Raw genomic sequence first — 15,696 nt, forward strand, 5'->3', positions numbered from 1 at the left:
TCCGATGCCTGATCAGGAGGTTATGTCGAGATGGTAAATCTCATGCCGGCTCCCGCCGCCGACACAGACGCCGACGGCGTGCGCCGCCGGACCCCGCGTTTCCGGGTCACCGTGGTCGGTGCCCTCGCCGCGTCGCTCCTGGCGTTTCTCGCGGCACTGGTGATCTACCCGATCGTCAAGGCCGTCATCAGCGTGGTCGACGGTTCTGCGGCCGCCCCGGGCCAGTCCGCGCTCAGCGGTCTCTCATCCGATCTGGGCTCGGTGCTGTTCAACACGCTCATCGTGGTGGGAGGCGGCAGCCTGATCGCGGTGGTCGTCGGCACGGGTCTGGCGTGGATCAACGAACGCACCGACGGCGGATTCGGTGGCCTCGGCCAGTTCATGCCGATCGCGCCGTTGTTGCTGCCCGGGATCACCGGTGTGCTGGGCTGGGTCGTGCTGCTCGATCCGCGAATCGGTTTGCTGAACACGTTGATTCGATCGGCACTGGGTATGGTGGGTATCACGGTCCCGGGCGACGAGGGGCCGATCAACATCTTCTCGATGACGGGTCTGGTACTTCTGACCGCGCTGCATCTCGTACCGTTCGTGTACCTGATCGTTGCGCCCACCCTGAAGAATCTGGATCCGTCGATCGAGGAAGCGGCGCGCATCAACGGGGCCGGGCCACTGCGTACCGCGTTGCGGGTGACTCTGCCCGCGATTGCCCCGTCCATCGGTGCAGCGTGGACGTTGGCGATCATCAACGGGATCGGCCTGTTCTCCGTTCCGGTGGTCATCGGCACGACGGCCCGGATCGACGTGGTCTCGGTGCGGGTGTGGCGGCTGCTCACCAACTACCCGACCAGCACTGCGTCGGCGATGGTGCTGGCCGGTGGAATGCTGCTGGTGGTCCTCGTGTTCCGCTTCGCTCAGTCGTATTTCTTCCCCGCCGGCCGGCAGGCCACGATCGGTGGCAGGGGAGCTCGTGCCGGACGAATCAGACTGGGACCGTGGAGGATCCTGACGAAGCTGGTGGTGATCGTCTACATCCTCAGCGCCGTCGTCCTGCCTGTCGCCGGGCTGCTGATCGTCTCCTTCCAGCGGTTCTGGACTGCCACCGCACCGTGGAAGAATCTCACGCTCTCCCACTACGAGGACGTGCTGTTGTACAACCCGGTCACGTACCAGGCGCTTCTCCACAGTGTGGCGCTCGCAGCACTCGTCGGCACGATCGCCATGGCCGTCTGCGCTTTCCTCATGCTGTACGCCCACCAGCACCGGGGCGGCGCCGGCCGACGGACCGGGGGAAAGAAGCTCCATCACCGCTTCTCCAGCCGGAAGGGCTGGATCGACCTCGTCACGTCCCTGCCGGCGACGATCCCACCGAGCCTGATCGGCGTGAGCTTCATCCTCGCCTTCAGTCAGCCGCCCCTGAGCCTGTACGGTACGTTCGCGATCCTGCTGCTCGCATTCCTGGTCATGCAGTTGCCGTACGCGGCGAGCGCGGCCGGCACCGCGACGAGCGTGGTCGGCAACGACTTGGCTGAAGCGGCGCGAATCTTCGGGGCATCCGAACGGCGCACGATGACGAAGATCCTGCTTCCCCTTGCATTTCCCGGTCTCGCCGCGGGGTGGGTGCTGGTCTTCATCCACGTGCTCGGCGAGGTCACCGCTGCTTCGCTGCTGTCGAGCACCAGCAATCCGGTGGTCGGCAGTGTGCTGCTCGATCTGTACACCCAGGGCGACTTCAGCACTATGGCGACGTTCGCGATTGTGGTCTGGGCCATCTCCTCGGTCCTGGTGTTCGCGTCCCTACTGGTGAGCAACCGCCGATTCGCGGACTCCAAGGGCTGACCGCCCGACAGCTCAACTTTCACACAACCTGTGCCGGCGTACGCCGGACCTGATCAAGGAGGCACACAGAGTGGCACAAATCGTTTTGGGTATCGGTACGTCCCACACCGCGATGACGAAGGTACCGCCCGAATTGTGGGACCGGTACGCCACGCTCGATCGGAAGCGGTCCGACTACGTGTACCCGCCGGACGCGCGTGTGCTCGACTTCGACAACGGCGCGAAGTATGTGGCACAGGACATGGCGGGCAGGTCGCGAGAGCTCGAGACCTTCCAGAATCAGAGTGCGGCCGCCAACCAGGCGCTCGACACACTCGCCGAAACCCTGAAGGCTGCTCAGCCGGACGTCACGATCATCATCAGCGATGACCAGGACGAGTGGTTCTACGAGAGCAACATGCCGCGTTTCCTGCTCTACTGGGGTGATTCGCTCACGCTGATCCCGCGCACCACCGTCGCTGCGAGCGGTCAGGACGCCGACCTCGCCAAGTACCAGGCGGCGGCCTACGGCGAGACGCGGCTCGACGTGCCGGTGGCGAGCAGGTTCGGCCGTTTCGTGCTCGATCACCTGCTCGAGCACGACTTCGACATCGCGCACAGCACGTACGCCGAGCCCAGCTACGGCGGGGAAGTCGCACGCCGGTACGGACCGTCGGACGACGAGGTCGCCAGTGTGAAGAAGACCCCGCAGCACGAGCAGGGTATGCCGCACGGATTCGCCTTCGTCGTCCATCGCCTCATGAACGATCAACCCAGCCCCATCCTGCCGATCTTCCAGAACACCTGCTACCCGCCGAACATGCCGACGCCCCGCCGGTCCTACCAACTCGGTCGTGCCCTCGCCGACGCCATCGCGGCGTGGCCCGAGGACATCAAGGTCGCGGTCGTCGCGTCGGGTGGGCTCAGTCACTTCGTCACCGACGAGGAGAGCGACCGGATGGTCCTCGACGCGCTGCAGCGTGGCGACTCGACCGCACTGCAGAACCTTCCGCGGGAACGCATGGTCTCCGCCGGCGGTGAGTCACTCAACTGGGTCGCGCTCGGAGCCGTGATGGAGGGCACGGGTCTGTCGATGGAGTTGCTCGATTACGTCCCGATCTATCGCAGTGAGGCGGCGACCGGAATCGGTCTGGCCTACGCCCGCTGGCAGTGACGAGAGGTTGAGAAAATGGATGTGAACTATTCACTGCCCGAGGCGGCATTCGAACTGCCGCCCGAGTTGGTCGAACTGAAGAATCTGGTTCGCGACGTCGTCGACAAGGAATGCATTCCGCTGGAGCAGGACTTCCTCACCGGCCGCCCCCCTGCCGGTGAAGAGCACGGATCCGGCGACGTCCGCGGCGAATCCTTCACCGACGGCTGGCTGCCACGAGAAGCCTACGACCGGCTCACGACAGTATCGAAACAGACCGGCCTCTACAACATCAACCTGCCGGTGGAACACGGCGGACCCGGACTCGGTGTTCTGGGAGCATTCGTCGTCGCCGAGGAACTCAACCGCTGCCTGGTCAAGCTGCCGATCTGCTACGTCCCGAACATCCTGTACTCGTGCAACGAGGCGCAACGACCGAAGTACCTGGACCCGGTCATCGCCGGCGAGGCGTTCCCTGCGTTCGCCCAGTCCGAGCCCGGAGCCGGATCGGATCCGGGAAACAGTATGTCGACCACGGCCATTCGCAAGGGCGACGGCTGGGTGATCAACGGAACGAAGACCTGGATCTCGTACGCCAACCGCGCCTCGTTCTTCATGCTGCAGGCCGTCACAGACCCGGTGAAACGGCAGCGCGGCGGGATCACGATGTTCCTCGTGGACGCCGATACGCCGGGACTGACCATGTCGCCCGTCGATGTGTGGCTCACGAACTCACCGCACACTTTCACGCTGTACCTGGACGACGTCTTCGTCCCGGACAGCAACGTACTCGGCGAGGTCGGGGGCGGCTTCGCGCTCGGCCAGTCGTGGCTTGCGGTATTCGACCGACTCTCCCGCGGGTCGCTGGCCACCGGTGCCCTGAGCCGTGGTCTGGAGATCGCGACCGACTGGGCGAAGAACCGGGTGACGTTCGGTCAGCCGCTCAGTGAGCGGCAGGCGATCCAGTGGATGCTGACGGACATCTACGTCGACCTGAAGGCGATTCGAGCACTCTGCTACGACTGCGCCGCGCGCGCCGATCGCGGCGAGGACATCCGGTCGTACGCCGCGATGTGCAAGTTCGTCGGGGCGAATTGGGGTCACCGCTCGATGGACAACATCATGCAGATTCTCGGCGGCATAGGCGAGACGACGGAGACCCCGATTCCGCACTGGTATCGCCAACTTCGGCACGGCCGCATCGGGGGCGGGACCGACGAGATCCAGCGCATCCTGATGTCGAGGGCGATCCTGAAACAGGGCAAATCGCTATGGCAGGCGTAGAGCAGTTCCAGGACGCGGGCCGATTTGCCCAGCTGTTGGACACGTGGAGCGAGACACGCACCGCGCCCTGTGCCGTCTCGCTCGATTCCATCCGGCGGTTCGTGCAGGGGGCCATGATCACGGACGACGTCTACGGGAACACCGATGCCGCCGTCGTCGCACGCTTCGGTGGTGTCGTGGCCCCACCGCTCTATCCCCTGAACGTCTTCGTCCGTGCACTCGGGACGCCGGATCCGTTGGACCGCCTGCACGACGACCCGAACTGGGATGCGGCGGGGGGAGTGGCCGCGTACGACCTGCCGCCGATCGACACGCCGCTGATCAAGACCTTGAACGGGGGGACGGAGGCGCGCGTGGTCGCGCTGGCGAAGGTCGGCGACCGGATCAGCACGCAGGCCCGCTATCTCGACATCACCCCGCGCGACGGAAAGTCGGGTCCCTTGCTGATCGTGCGCGTGGAGGTCCGGTACTTCGAGCAGGACGGCAACGATCTGCTACGGACTGTTCGCACGCTGATACGGAGGTGATGTGATGACGATTTCGACTTCGGCTTCGGCACGGCCGGCATTCGAGGATCTGCAGGTGGGTCAGGAGCTTCCGCCGCTCGCGCGGGGGCCGCTGTCCTCCGCCCACCTCATGCGGTGGTCGGCGGCCACCGAGAACTGGCATCGAATCCATTACGATGCACCGTATTCCGCCGACCAGGAGCAACTTCCCGGCCTGTTGATCAGCGGGAGTTGGAAGCAGCAACTGCTCACCGACCTGGTCTCCTCGTGGCTGCGCCCCGACGGCTGGCTGGCCGGCATCACGTTCGAGTTCCGCCGGATGAATATCGCCGGGGAGGCGTTGACGGCCCGGGGGACGATCTCCGATCTTCGGGTGCAGGACGACTACGGGTTGGTGACCTGCGACATCGGGATCATCAACGACGACGGCCAGGAGAGCACTCCCGGGCGCGCCCTGGGAATCGTTCCGCTCGCCGGTGGTCCCGCCGTTCCGTATCCCTGCACTCTCGACTGGGATTGGGGGCGAAACGGATGAGCGGGAGTCACGAATCGACGACGAGCACCGAACTCGCCGATCTCGTCGTCGTCGAGATCGGCAGCGGACTCAGCGGCGCCTTCGCGGCACGCATTCTCGGCGACTACGGTGCCGAGGTCACGAAAGTCGAGCCGCCCGAGGGTGATCCGCTCCGCGATCCCGCGGCGCCGGGCGGTGTCGACGGGTACCTGTTCGAGTACCTCAACTGGAACAAGCACAGTGTCGTGCTCGACCTCACGGCGGCACCCGATCTCCACCGTCTGCGGGAGCGGATCGGAACAGCGGACGTCGTGGTCACCAGCCTCGCCCCCCCGCAAGCGCGGTCACTGGGCCTGACGCCCGCGATCCTCCACTCGTGGACGAGCGGCGTCGTCGTGTCCGTCACCGCCTTCGGCAGCGACGGACCGTACGCCGATCTGCCCGCGTCCGAGCTCGTCGTCCAGGCGCTCGGTGGCGTCATGTCGATCAGCGGCGCAACGGAGCGCGAACCGGTCAAACGCGGTCTGCGGCAGAGCACGTACTACGCCGGGCTCAACGCCGCCTACGCGGCCATGGCCGGTGTGTACGCCTCCCGCTCGTCGGGTGAGTCCACACTGATCGACCTCGCTGTCCGAGACTGTGTGGCAGCAGAATTGGTGATGAACCAGTCGCTGTACGCATTCCTGGGCGTGCTGCAGTCACGGCCGCCGGCGACGGCGGATCCGTTCGGTGGGTATCCGCTGCCCTGCGCGGACGGGTACGTCACCGTCCAGGCGAGTACGGCCGCGCCGATGTCGCGTCTGGCCGACTTGTTCGGGGAACCGTCGCTGGCTCTGCCCCGCTATGCGAGCAAGGAGAACCGGACGGCCCTGGCCGGGGAATTGCGGGAGATCCTGACCCCACACCTGAAGGCTGTCGCTGCGCGTGACCTGTTCGTCGACGCCTCCCAGGACGGTTTCCTGGTCGGTGTCGTCCAGGACGCAGCCCAGATGCTCGGCTGCAACCAACTGGAGGCACGCGGGGCGTTCCAGAGCTTCTTTGACATCACCGGCCCGACGGGCGACCCGATGAAATTCCCGGCGAGTCTGGGGAGATTCAGCGGCTGGCGCGAGACGGTCCCGACGCGCCGGGCGCCTCGGCTCGGCGAAGAATCGCCATCGAGAACCGGCGGAGACGCGTCGGGGACGGCGCGTCCCGGGGAGCCCTCACTCGACCACATGCGGGTTCTCGACCTCAGCCAGGTCTTCGCAGGGCCCTACCTCGGAGGGCTGCTCGCAGACTTCGGGGCGGACGTCGTGAAAATCGAGTCACCGTATCGACTCGACCAAGCCCGCACCGACTACGGCGGATACTTCGACAACGATCCGGGTGAGGACCCGTGGAACCGTACGTCGACGTTCCAGGTGATCAACCGGGGGAAGCGGGCCATCTCGCTGGATCTCAAGAGCGAGCGCGGCAAGGACATCTTCCGTCGCCTCGTCGCCCGGGCAGACATCGTCATCGAGAACTTCACACCCGGTGTGCTGCCCCGCCTGGGATTGGGCTACGAGGCACTTCGGGCAATCAATCCACGCCTGATCATGCTGTCCAACAGTGGTTTCGGATCAACCGGACCCTGGTCGGGGTTCAAGGCGCAGGGCACCACACTCGAGGCCACGATGGGCATTTCCCGCTACACCGGCTACTACGGCGGCCCGCCGATGAAGGCAGGACAGTCCTACCCCGACTTCCTGGCGACCTGGACCGGCCTGGTCGGCGTCTTCGCTGCCCTGCTCGGCCGTCAACGCACCGGTCGCGGCCAGTGGATCGACCTGGGGATGTACGAACTCGGTGTTTCGGTCATGCCGGAGGCGATCCTGCGCCGCCAAGTGGACGGCAGCGAGTACGAACGCGTCGGCAACGACGAGATCGACGCACTCGCTAGCGGCGTCGTCGCCTGCGCCGGCGACGAGCAGTGGCTGGCCTTCAGCGCGACGACCGACGACCAAGTACGACGACTGCTTCGGATCGTCTCGGGGGCCGCCGAACCACCCAGGCGTGACGTAAGAGCGGCGGTCGCCGAGTGGGCCGCGGGACTGGAGGCCTCGAAGGCGGCCCACGCGCTGCAGGAATCGGGGATCGCGGCCGGGAAGGTACACGGCGCACGCGATCTTCTCGCCGATCCCCAACTCGTTCACCGCGGTTTCTACGAGGTCGTCGACGGCTTCCGCGACCTGGGCCCCCGCCCGATCATCGGCCGCCCGTTCACCTGGTCCGGCGGCGGCGTCGAGGTGCGCACACGCGGGCGCGCGCCGCGATTCGCCGAACACACCACCGCGGTGTTGTGTGACGACGCCGGCTACGACCCCGGTGAGGTCGCGGCCGACTGCCGAACGGGAGCTGTCGCACGTGCGCCGAGGAATCCGCTGCCCGCGTCGGCGAACGACTACTCCGAGATGCTGGGCAACCGATCGATCCTGTCCGTCGGCGGTGGGTACAGCGACGTGGTAGCCGAGGCTGTTGCGTCCCTGCGCGCGAATGTCACCACAAGCGAGAACGGTACTGGTGCCGTCGCGACGGCAGATGAGCACGGAGGTGCACAATGAGTGGCCTGCCCACGATCGCGATCACCGAAGAAGTGATGCGAGAAGGTATGCAGATCGAGTCGGCCGACATCCCGGTCACAGACAAGATCCGTCTCCTGAACTCGCTGTCACGCACGGGATTGCGGCGCATCGTCGTCGGGTCGTTCGTGAGCCCGCGATACACGCCGCAGATGGCGGAGATGGAGCGGATCCTGGACGGACTGGAGCCGCAGGCGGGAGTCCACTACATCGCACGGGCTTTCAACGCCAAGGGCAGGGAACGCGCCGCGCAGTACACCCCGCCGCTCAGCCAGGACGTCCAGATCCCGCGGTTGCACTGCCACCTCAGCGACATCTTCGTCCGCCGCAACTACAACCGTTCGCAGGCAGACGAGATCGCCGGGTGGCCCGACATCGTCGCCCGAGCCGCGGCGAGCTCCGCCGACTCGGTGGGCATCGGCATCGGGGCCGCATTCGGATCCAACTTCGGAGACTTTCCCGGCGATGACGCGGCCTTCGCGGTGCTCGAGCGGCAGGCCAAGTGGTGGGACGACGCCGAAATTCCGATCACCAGCGTGTTTCTCAGTGACCCGATGGGCTGGGTGATGCCCCACGTCCTCGAGACCCAGTTGCGGCGGATCCTCGAGCGGTGGCCCGGCATCACGAATGTCCGTTTGCACCTGCACGACTCGCGCGGTCTCGCACTCACCTCCACCTACGTCGCCATCCGCACGCTGGACGAGCGGCACACCCTCGAGCTGGATACGACCGTCGGCGGCATCGGCGGTTGCCCTTACGGAGGTAACGGCCGGGCAACGGGCATGGCGCCCACCGAGGACCTTGTCAATCTTCTCGAGATGATGGGGGTCGACACAGGCGTCGACATGGAAGCGCTGATCGACTTCGCATGGCAACTCGAGGACGTCATCGGCCGCCCGTTGGGTGGCCAGGTGTCCAAGGCCGGCCCGCATCCGATCGGCGTTCGCGCGTACTCGCCCGATCTTCCGGTGGTCGAGACGCTCGACGAGGCGCGGCACTTCCGGCTCGGGGCGGGCGTGATCAAGGAGCCGCGATGGCCGTGGCTCGCGACAGCGAGGAGGACATCCGCGTCATGACCGACACAATGCGCGAGCACACGCAACTCAATCGTCTCCGGGCCCGGCTCGACGCAGGCACCGTCTGCACATCGATGGTGGTGAGGTACAGCCGTAGCGCCGAGATCGCCGTCATGGCTCGGGCGGCCGGTTTCGACTCCCTCTACGTCGACCTGGAACATGCACCGCTCACGCTCGGTGAGACGAGTCAGATCTGCATCGCAGCTCAGGCGAGCGGCGTCACTCCACTCGTCCGTATCCCCCCTGGCCGATTGGACGTGATCGGCCGAGTTCTCGATGGCGGCGCGCTCGGCGTCATCGTCCCGCACGTGACGACGGCGGCCGAGGCGCGCGCCGCAGTGGCTGCCGCGTCCTTCCCTCCGCGTGGTGTGCGCTCCGCCGCGGGCGCCACCGTCCAACTGGGCTATTCGTCGATGCCGACCGCACGTGCGAACAGCGTGCTCAACGACGCCACCCTCGTCGCCGTCATGATCGAGGCCGAGGCGGCCGTCGAGCACGTCGACGAGATCGCGGCGGTAGACGGTGTCGATCTGCTGCTGGTGGGGACCAACGATCTTCTCGGTGACCTCGGTATCGCCGGTCAGTACGACCACGAGGAGCTTGCCCGCGCCTACGAACGTGTCGGCGCAGCGTGCCGGAAGCACGGGAAACACCTCGGCGTCGGCGGGCTGTCGAGTCGGCTCGATCTGGCTCGGCGGTACGTCGACAGTGGGGCGTGCTACGTATCCGTCGGGACCGACACCGCGTTCCAATTGCGGGGAGCTCGTGCGGCGATCGCAGACCTCGGACCTTTCACCGAACCTAGCGAGGAACTATGACAGTGACCGGCATCGACCTGTTGATCACCGGCTATCCCGGGGTGTCCCCGTCCAACGGGGGAATGGGCTGGAGTTCCGTCGGACTCGTACGGTCCGGCGAACGGATCGTTCTGATCGACACCGGACCGTTCGGCGCGCGAGACCTACTGCGCAGACGCCTGGCCGAGCGGGGCGTCGCCCCGGACGAGGTGACCGACATCGTCCTCACCCACTGCCACCACGATCACAGCGTGAACTGGACGATGTTCTCCCGCGCACGTGTCCACGTTTCTCGGCGCGAGATGGAATGGGCACTGCAGGTACCCCACGGGGTCGGGCCGGTCCCGGAACTGTATGTGCGCGAATTGGCATCGAGTCCGGCGACCGTGCTGCTCGACGACGAGAGCGAGGTGCTTCCGGGCATCCGCACCGAAATTGTTCCCGGCCACACGCCGGGCAGCCTCATCGTGACGGTCGACCACGACGGGACTCGGACAATCTTCCTCGGAGACGCCGCGAAGAACCGTGCCGAACTCGTCTGCCATCGCGTGGACGCCACGCTCGACGCCCCGCTGAGCAAGGACTCGATCGCCCGCATCTGGACACGCTGGGAAGAGGTTCCGGGCACCACGGTGGTCCCAGGGCATGATCTCCCGATGGTGTTGCGTGACGGTGGGTGCAGCTACCTGGATACCCGGCAGACCAGCGTGCAGGCCCGGCTGTCCGCCGACTTCGACGACGTCACCACTTTCGACCTCGCGGAAGAATGAGGGCCACCATGGCATCCACTGCTCGCGACATCGCGACGGAGGCAGAAGGCGTCACCCTCGCACCCTCGGCGACCCACGAGCATGCTCGGCAGCCGGAAGGGGGCGTGCAGAGCGTCGCCCGGGTGTTCGCATTGCTGGAGACGCTGGCCGACGCAGGGGGCGTCGCCGGCGTCTCCGAACTGGCGGAGAGGTCGGACGTTCCGTTACCGACGATCCACCGCTTCCTGCGCACTCTGGTCTCCCTGGGGTACGTCCGCCAGGAGCCGTCCCGTGCGTATGCGCTGGGCCCCCGGCTCGTCCGGTTGGGAGAAGCAGCGAGCCGGCTACTCGAGGTGTGGGCCAACCCGCATCTTCGCCGACTGGCAGACACCGTCGGGGAGAGCGCCAATTTCGCCCTGTTGGACGGAACGCATGTCGTGTACGTCGCGCAGGCTCCCGGACGGCATTCGATGCGCATGTTCACCGAGGTCGGTCAACGGGTCAGCGTGCACTGCACGGCTGTCGGCAAAGCGATCCTCGCGACCTACCCGGAGGCCAGGGCCGCGCACGTGATCGGCAGCGCCGACATGCACGCCCACACCGACCGAACGATCACGACGCCGGGCCAGATGATGAAGGAATTGCGTGCCATCCGAGCGCGTGGGTACGGGCTCGATCTCGGCGAGCAGGAGATAGGGGTCTCCTGCGTCGCTGTCGCCCTTCCCGGCTCGCCCGCACGAGGTGCAGTCTCCATCTCCGGCCCCCAGGCACGCATGACCGACGAGGTCATCGCCGAGGCGGTACCGATTCTCACACAGGCAGCGGAAGAGTTGTCCCGTGAGCTCGAACTCCTGACCGCCGACGACAGGGCTCCCATCCCGAGCCGACGCTAGCGAACAAACAGAACTGCTTCGAGAGGTGAGAACCATGACAGCACGCATCCGGGGGGTTCAGCAGGAGGAGACGAGCAACCGGCGAACGGATCTGCGACCATACGCATCTCGTGACGTCGAGGTCGACATCAGACGGTACCGCCGTTGGCGAGACCGCCGCCCGGACGTCACATGGCATGCGGAACCTCGACCCGCCCTGAGTCGAGAAATGGAAGAGATCCTCGACTTCGCCCGTGCCTGGGAACCATTCGGTGGAGTGCCGGAGGACGAGACATTCGTGCAATTCGGAATGTCACCGCGCCGATTCACCCAACGCCTCCACATCATCCTCGACACGATCGAAGGGCGACAGAACTTCGCGTCGTTCGATTGAGCGATGTTCGAGCCGATCACCGCCATATCCGAGGCTCATCCGAGTCAGTTCAGCAAGCCGGCAATCGTCGGCCGACAGGAGCAATGCATGACCATTCCGTTGGAGACCGCAAAGCAGATCGTGACCGAAGCCCGATTCGTCGCGAGGAACCGGGGCTTCAAGCCGCTGACCATCGTCGTGCTCGATGCCGGCGGAAACGTGGTCGCGGCCGAGCGTGAGGACGATTCGTCGACCAAGAGGTTCGAGATCGCTTTCGCGAAAGCTCACGGGGCCCTCGCCCTGGGTATGGGTACTCGTGCCCTCATGTCCCGTGCCGAGCAGCAGCCGTACTTCATCTCCGCCGCGGCGTCGGCCATCGGGGGTTCCCTGATTCCGGTGCCCGGAGGAGTCCTGGTGCGTAACGCCGACAAGGCACTCGTCGGTGCTGTCGGGGTTTCGGGCGAGACCTCGGACAACGATGAAGCAGCAGCGATTGCCGGTATAGAAGCAGTCGAACTCGTTGCTCAGCCCGACTAGGACTCGAAGAGTAGAGATCACGGAAGCCTCACGTGCAGAGTGGTTTCGAGTGTTCTCGTGAATCGAGAAGACGATTGACTTCGGTACGACCCGAATGGTGTGCTTCATGCCACACGAATCCAGAATTTTGAAACTCGTTGGGAGACAATCTTGTCGAAAGAACTCGTTCTGCGGACGGTGTTCGAGTCCCGTGGTTACACAAGAACCGTCGCGGACGGCACCCTCGAGATCCCGGGAGTATCGATCGACTTCGTCGACGCCGTTCCGATCAGCAGAGCCATGAACGCGGTCGCCGACGGTCTTCAGTTCGATGTCGGAGAGATCACCCTGGTCGACTACATGATCGCTCGGGAACTCGGACGTCCGCTCGTCGCGCTGCCGATCTTCCCGAACCGCAACTTCCCCCACGATCGCATCCTGTACCGAGTCGACTCGGGCATAGAGGTCCCGAAGGACCTCGAAGGGAAACGGATCGGCGTCAAGTCGTACCCACAGACCGCCCCTGTATGGGGTCGTGGAATCCTCCACGACCAGTACGGCGTCGACCTGAACCGCGTGACGTGGGTGGCGCTCGAAGGTGCTCACCTCGACGACTTTCGTAATCCCCCCAACGTCGAAATGGCGCCGGAGGGATCCAGCCTGGCCGAACTACTGGCCAGCGGCGCGATCGATGCCGCCGACGACCCCGGCCGACCGTGGCGTGACCGCGGCGAAAGGTGGTACTACGACAGCACCGGCATCAAACCCCTCATCCCGAACCCCGCTCAGGACGCTGCCGACTGGTACCGGAAAACCGGCGTCTACCCACTTCTGCACGTCATCGTCATCAAGCAAGACGTCCTCACCGCCCGACCCGACATCGCCCGCACCCTGTTCGACGCATTCACAACCGCCAAGCAGGCGTACCTCGACGTTCTCGACGATCCCACGGAGATGAAGGCGCGCGGCCGTGCCATTGTCGGATCCGACTTCCTCCCGTACGGCATCAGCCCGAACCGAGCCGCGATCGATACTCTCTGCGAGTTCGCCTACCACCAGAAGATCACAACGACGCGTTTCCAGGTCGAGGACCTCTTCGGACCCCACGCCCTCTTCGACGAATAACCCTGCATCACCGAACTTCACCCGTCCAACCTCTCAGGAGCAGCACTGATGCCGAACAAGATTCGTCTGGGACTGGTGGGCGCCAGCCTCTCGTCACGCTGGGCGTCGGAATCGCACTTCCCCGCGCTGGCGGCCAGCCCGGATGTCGAGCTGACCGCAGTCTGCACGAGCAGGCGCGAGAGCGCCGAAGCAGCGCGCGTCGCCCTCGGAACGCGCCTGGCCTTCCACGACTATCGCGAAATGGTGAACTCCCCGGAAATCGACGCCGTTGGGGTGGTGCTGCGAGTGCCCCAGCATTACGAACCGACAAAGGCGGCGCTGGAGGCCGGAAAGCATGTGTACACCGAGTGGCCGTTGGCGCGGAACACTGCCGAGGCGGAGGAACTTGCCGCGCTCGCGCGCTCGGCGGGAGTCCAGACCGTGGTGGGGTTGCAATCTCGGCTGAGCCCCACCCTCATGTACGTCAAGGAACTTCTCGAATCCGGATACCTCGGCGAGGTGCTGTCGTACAACGTCAGCGGCTTCCGATACGGAGGTCCGTCAGAGCGGCCGTCGAGCAGATCCTGGCTCGCCGACGTAGCCAACGGAGCGAACACGCTGACGATCGCGTTCGGGCACGTGATCGACACCCTGCGCTTCGTCGCCGGCGACTTCGCACAGATGCGCAGCCTGCTCAGCGTGCAGACCCCGAAGTGGCACGAGACCGACACCGGCCGAACCGTCGACGTCACTGCGCCCGACGATGTCCAGGTCAGCGCCCGGCTGATCAGTGGAGCGGTCGCGTCGGTGCACGTGGCTGCGACACCCTGGGCGGGCACCGGCTTCCGCATGGAGATCTACGGCCGAGACGGAACGATGGTGGTGAGCAACAGCATCTCACCCCAGCGTGGAGAGGCGCTCCGCCTACAGGCCGCGCGGGGCACCGACGAACTTGCGGACCTCGAGATCCCGGACCGATTCGTTCTCCTTCCGGCCGACTTTCCGCGCGGCAATCCGTTCAACGTGGGTCAGCTCTACAGCGTGTTCGCCGAAGCGATACGCACCGGGAACAATGCCGCTCCCACGTTCGAGACCGCGGTCGACTTGCACCGCGTACTCGATGACGTCACCAGGTCGTCGGAACTTGGACAAGTCGACTGCGTCTGAAAGTTCGTTTCAGCCCTACTCACCCGCATGTGCAGGCACGAAGGAGAGTACACATGACAGAGCACGACCTTCACCAGCGACTCGTGGTGTCCCGGCGTACCGCACTCGGATGGGGACTGGGCGGCGCTCTCGGCCTGCTTGTCGCAGCGTGCAGTCCGCGAGGGAACAGCGACGCATCGGTACCCGATATCGATGTGGGAGGACTGAATTCGACAGACCAAGAGTTGCTGGCCAAGGCGCAACAAGAAGGCACCGTCACGCTCTACACGTCCACCCCGCCCGGCATTCTCGACCAAGTGGTCGCCGCTCTTGCCCAACTGAACATTGCCGTCGTCCCGCAACGACTCAACTCGTCTCAGCTGTCCCAACGCTTCTCGGCGGAGGCCGCAGTCGGCAAGGCGAACGCCGACGTCGTCATGATCAGCGATCCCGCGCTCGTACCCGGGTGGAGCGAGAAGGGATGGTTGGCCAAGGTGGAATCCCAACCAGCCATGGCTCAATGGCCGACCGACTTCAAGGACCCCTACTACAGCATCGTCGCCATCAACCCGGAAGGCATCGGTGTCAACACCAACATGGTCGACGCTACGTCTGCGGAAGACTGGACGTTCCTGCTGGACCCGCAATTCAACGGCAACGCTCTCACACTCGACCTGAAGAACGTGGGCGGCGTCGCGTTCTATTTCTGGCACATGATTCGCGAAACCTACGGTGACGGCTTCCTTCAGAAGTTCGCCGCTCAACGGCCGAGACTGATCGACAGTGGTCCGTCCGGCGCCCAGCAACTCGCGGCGGGGGGATCGTCGCTATTCCTGCCGTGCAGCCAGACCAACGTGAACGATCAGACGAGCCAGGGAGCACCCGTTCGTGGTCTACTCCCGACGAACGCTCCGATCATGGGAGCCGAGTCGGCGGCAGCCATCTCGTCGACGGCCCCGCACCCGAATGCCGCCAGGTTCCTCTTCAGCTTTCTCATGAGCACGCAGGGTCAACAGATTCTCAATACCGCGGCGACAGGAACGTCCTCACCCAACGCCACCACGGGGTGCCCGCCGCTTCCGGCGAACTACGTGCGGCCCGCTTACGCGGTGGCATCCACGCCCAGTGTTCAGAGGGAACTGATTTCGCTACTCGGGATGTAGCGGTACCGCCCGTGAGTACTTCTTA

15 protein-coding genes are annotated in these 15,696 nt (G+C 65.3%); all 15 read left to right on the top strand.

Going from position 1 to position 15,696, the window contains the following annotated elements:
• Positions 1-42: 42 nt before the first annotated feature.
• Entirely contained in the window at positions 43-1,836 is a 1,794-nt protein-coding gene (locus ACFU5V_RS06695; RefSeq protein ID WP_378697821.1) for an ABC transporter permease, read from the top strand.
• Positions 1,837-1,906: 70 nt separating this feature from the next.
• Positions 1,907-2,989 carry a hypothetical protein gene (locus ACFU5V_RS06700; RefSeq protein WP_378697823.1) on the top strand — a complete coding sequence of 361 codons (1,083 nt, stop codon included), beginning with the start codon at positions 1,907-1,909 and terminating at the stop codon, positions 2,987-2,989.
• A gap of 15 nt (positions 2,990-3,004) precedes the next feature.
• Positions 3,005-4,252, top strand: coding sequence for an acyl-CoA dehydrogenase family protein (locus tag ACFU5V_RS06705; protein ID WP_378697825.1), 1,248 nt, complete (start codon positions 3,005-3,007; stop codon positions 4,250-4,252).
• Entirely contained in the window at positions 4,240-4,779 is a 540-nt protein-coding gene (locus ACFU5V_RS06710; RefSeq protein ID WP_378697827.1) for a MaoC family dehydratase N-terminal domain-containing protein, read from the top strand. The genes ACFU5V_RS06705 and ACFU5V_RS06710 overlap by 13 nt, the downstream gene beginning before the upstream one ends.
• 4 nt (positions 4,780-4,783) lie before the next feature.
• Complete coding sequence (locus ACFU5V_RS06715) at positions 4,784-5,293, top strand: MaoC family dehydratase (RefSeq protein ID WP_378697829.1); 510 nt, start codon at positions 4,784-4,786, stop codon at positions 5,291-5,293.
• Positions 5,290-7,857 carry a CaiB/BaiF CoA transferase family protein gene (locus ACFU5V_RS06720; protein WP_378697831.1) on the top strand — a complete coding sequence of 856 codons (2,568 nt, stop codon included), beginning with the start codon at positions 5,290-5,292 and terminating at the stop codon, positions 7,855-7,857. The genes ACFU5V_RS06715 and ACFU5V_RS06720 overlap by 4 nt, the downstream gene beginning before the upstream one ends.
• Positions 7,854-8,951: a citramalate synthase gene (locus ACFU5V_RS06725; RefSeq protein ID WP_378697833.1), complete on the top strand. Its 1,098-nt coding sequence runs from the start codon at positions 7,854-7,856 to the stop codon at positions 8,949-8,951. Before ACFU5V_RS06720 ends, ACFU5V_RS06725 begins: the two co-directional genes overlap by 4 nt.
• On the top strand, positions 8,909-9,769 hold the full coding sequence (locus ACFU5V_RS06730; protein ID WP_378697835.1) for an HpcH/HpaI aldolase/citrate lyase family protein: 861 nt from the start codon (positions 8,909-8,911) through the stop codon (positions 9,767-9,769). The genes ACFU5V_RS06725 and ACFU5V_RS06730 overlap by 43 nt, the downstream gene beginning before the upstream one ends.
• Positions 9,770-9,771: 2 nt before the next feature.
• Complete coding sequence (locus ACFU5V_RS06735; RefSeq protein ID WP_378697837.1) at positions 9,772-10,518, top strand: MBL fold metallo-hydrolase; 747 nt, start codon at positions 9,772-9,774, stop codon at positions 10,516-10,518.
• 8 nt (positions 10,519-10,526) lie between these two features.
• Positions 10,527-11,390 carry an IclR family transcriptional regulator gene (locus ACFU5V_RS06740; RefSeq protein ID WP_378697839.1) on the top strand — a complete coding sequence of 288 codons (864 nt, stop codon included), beginning with the start codon at positions 10,527-10,529 and terminating at the stop codon, positions 11,388-11,390.
• 208 nt (positions 11,391-11,598) lie between these two features.
• Positions 11,599-11,763: a DUF3263 domain-containing protein gene (locus tag ACFU5V_RS06745; RefSeq protein WP_378697841.1), complete on the top strand. Its 165-nt coding sequence runs from the start codon at positions 11,599-11,601 to the stop codon at positions 11,761-11,763.
• 3 nt (positions 11,764-11,766) lie between these two features.
• Complete coding sequence (locus tag ACFU5V_RS06750) at positions 11,767-12,279, top strand: heme-binding protein (protein WP_378697843.1); 513 nt, start codon at positions 11,767-11,769, stop codon at positions 12,277-12,279.
• Positions 12,280-12,429: 150 nt separating this feature from the next.
• Positions 12,430-13,383 (top strand): ABC transporter substrate-binding protein, encoded by a 954-nt coding sequence (locus tag ACFU5V_RS06755; RefSeq protein ID WP_378697846.1) that lies wholly within the window; start codon positions 12,430-12,432, stop codon positions 13,381-13,383.
• A gap of 48 nt (positions 13,384-13,431) precedes the next feature.
• The gene (locus tag ACFU5V_RS06760) at positions 13,432-14,529 is read left to right on the top strand and encodes a Gfo/Idh/MocA family protein (RefSeq protein ID WP_378697849.1); all 1,098 of its coding nucleotides are present in this window, start codon (positions 13,432-13,434) and stop codon (positions 14,527-14,529) included.
• Positions 14,530-14,582: 53 nt separating this feature from the next.
• Positions 14,583-15,671, top strand: a complete 1,089-nt coding sequence (locus ACFU5V_RS06765; RefSeq protein ID WP_378697851.1) for an extracellular solute-binding protein — start codon at positions 14,583-14,585, stop codon at positions 15,669-15,671.
• Positions 15,672-15,696 lie beyond the last annotated feature (25 nt).

The organism is Rhodococcus sp. NPDC057529 (genome assembly GCF_042802055.1).
Classification (GTDB): Bacteria; Actinomycetota; Actinomycetes; order Mycobacteriales; family Mycobacteriaceae; genus Rhodococcus_F.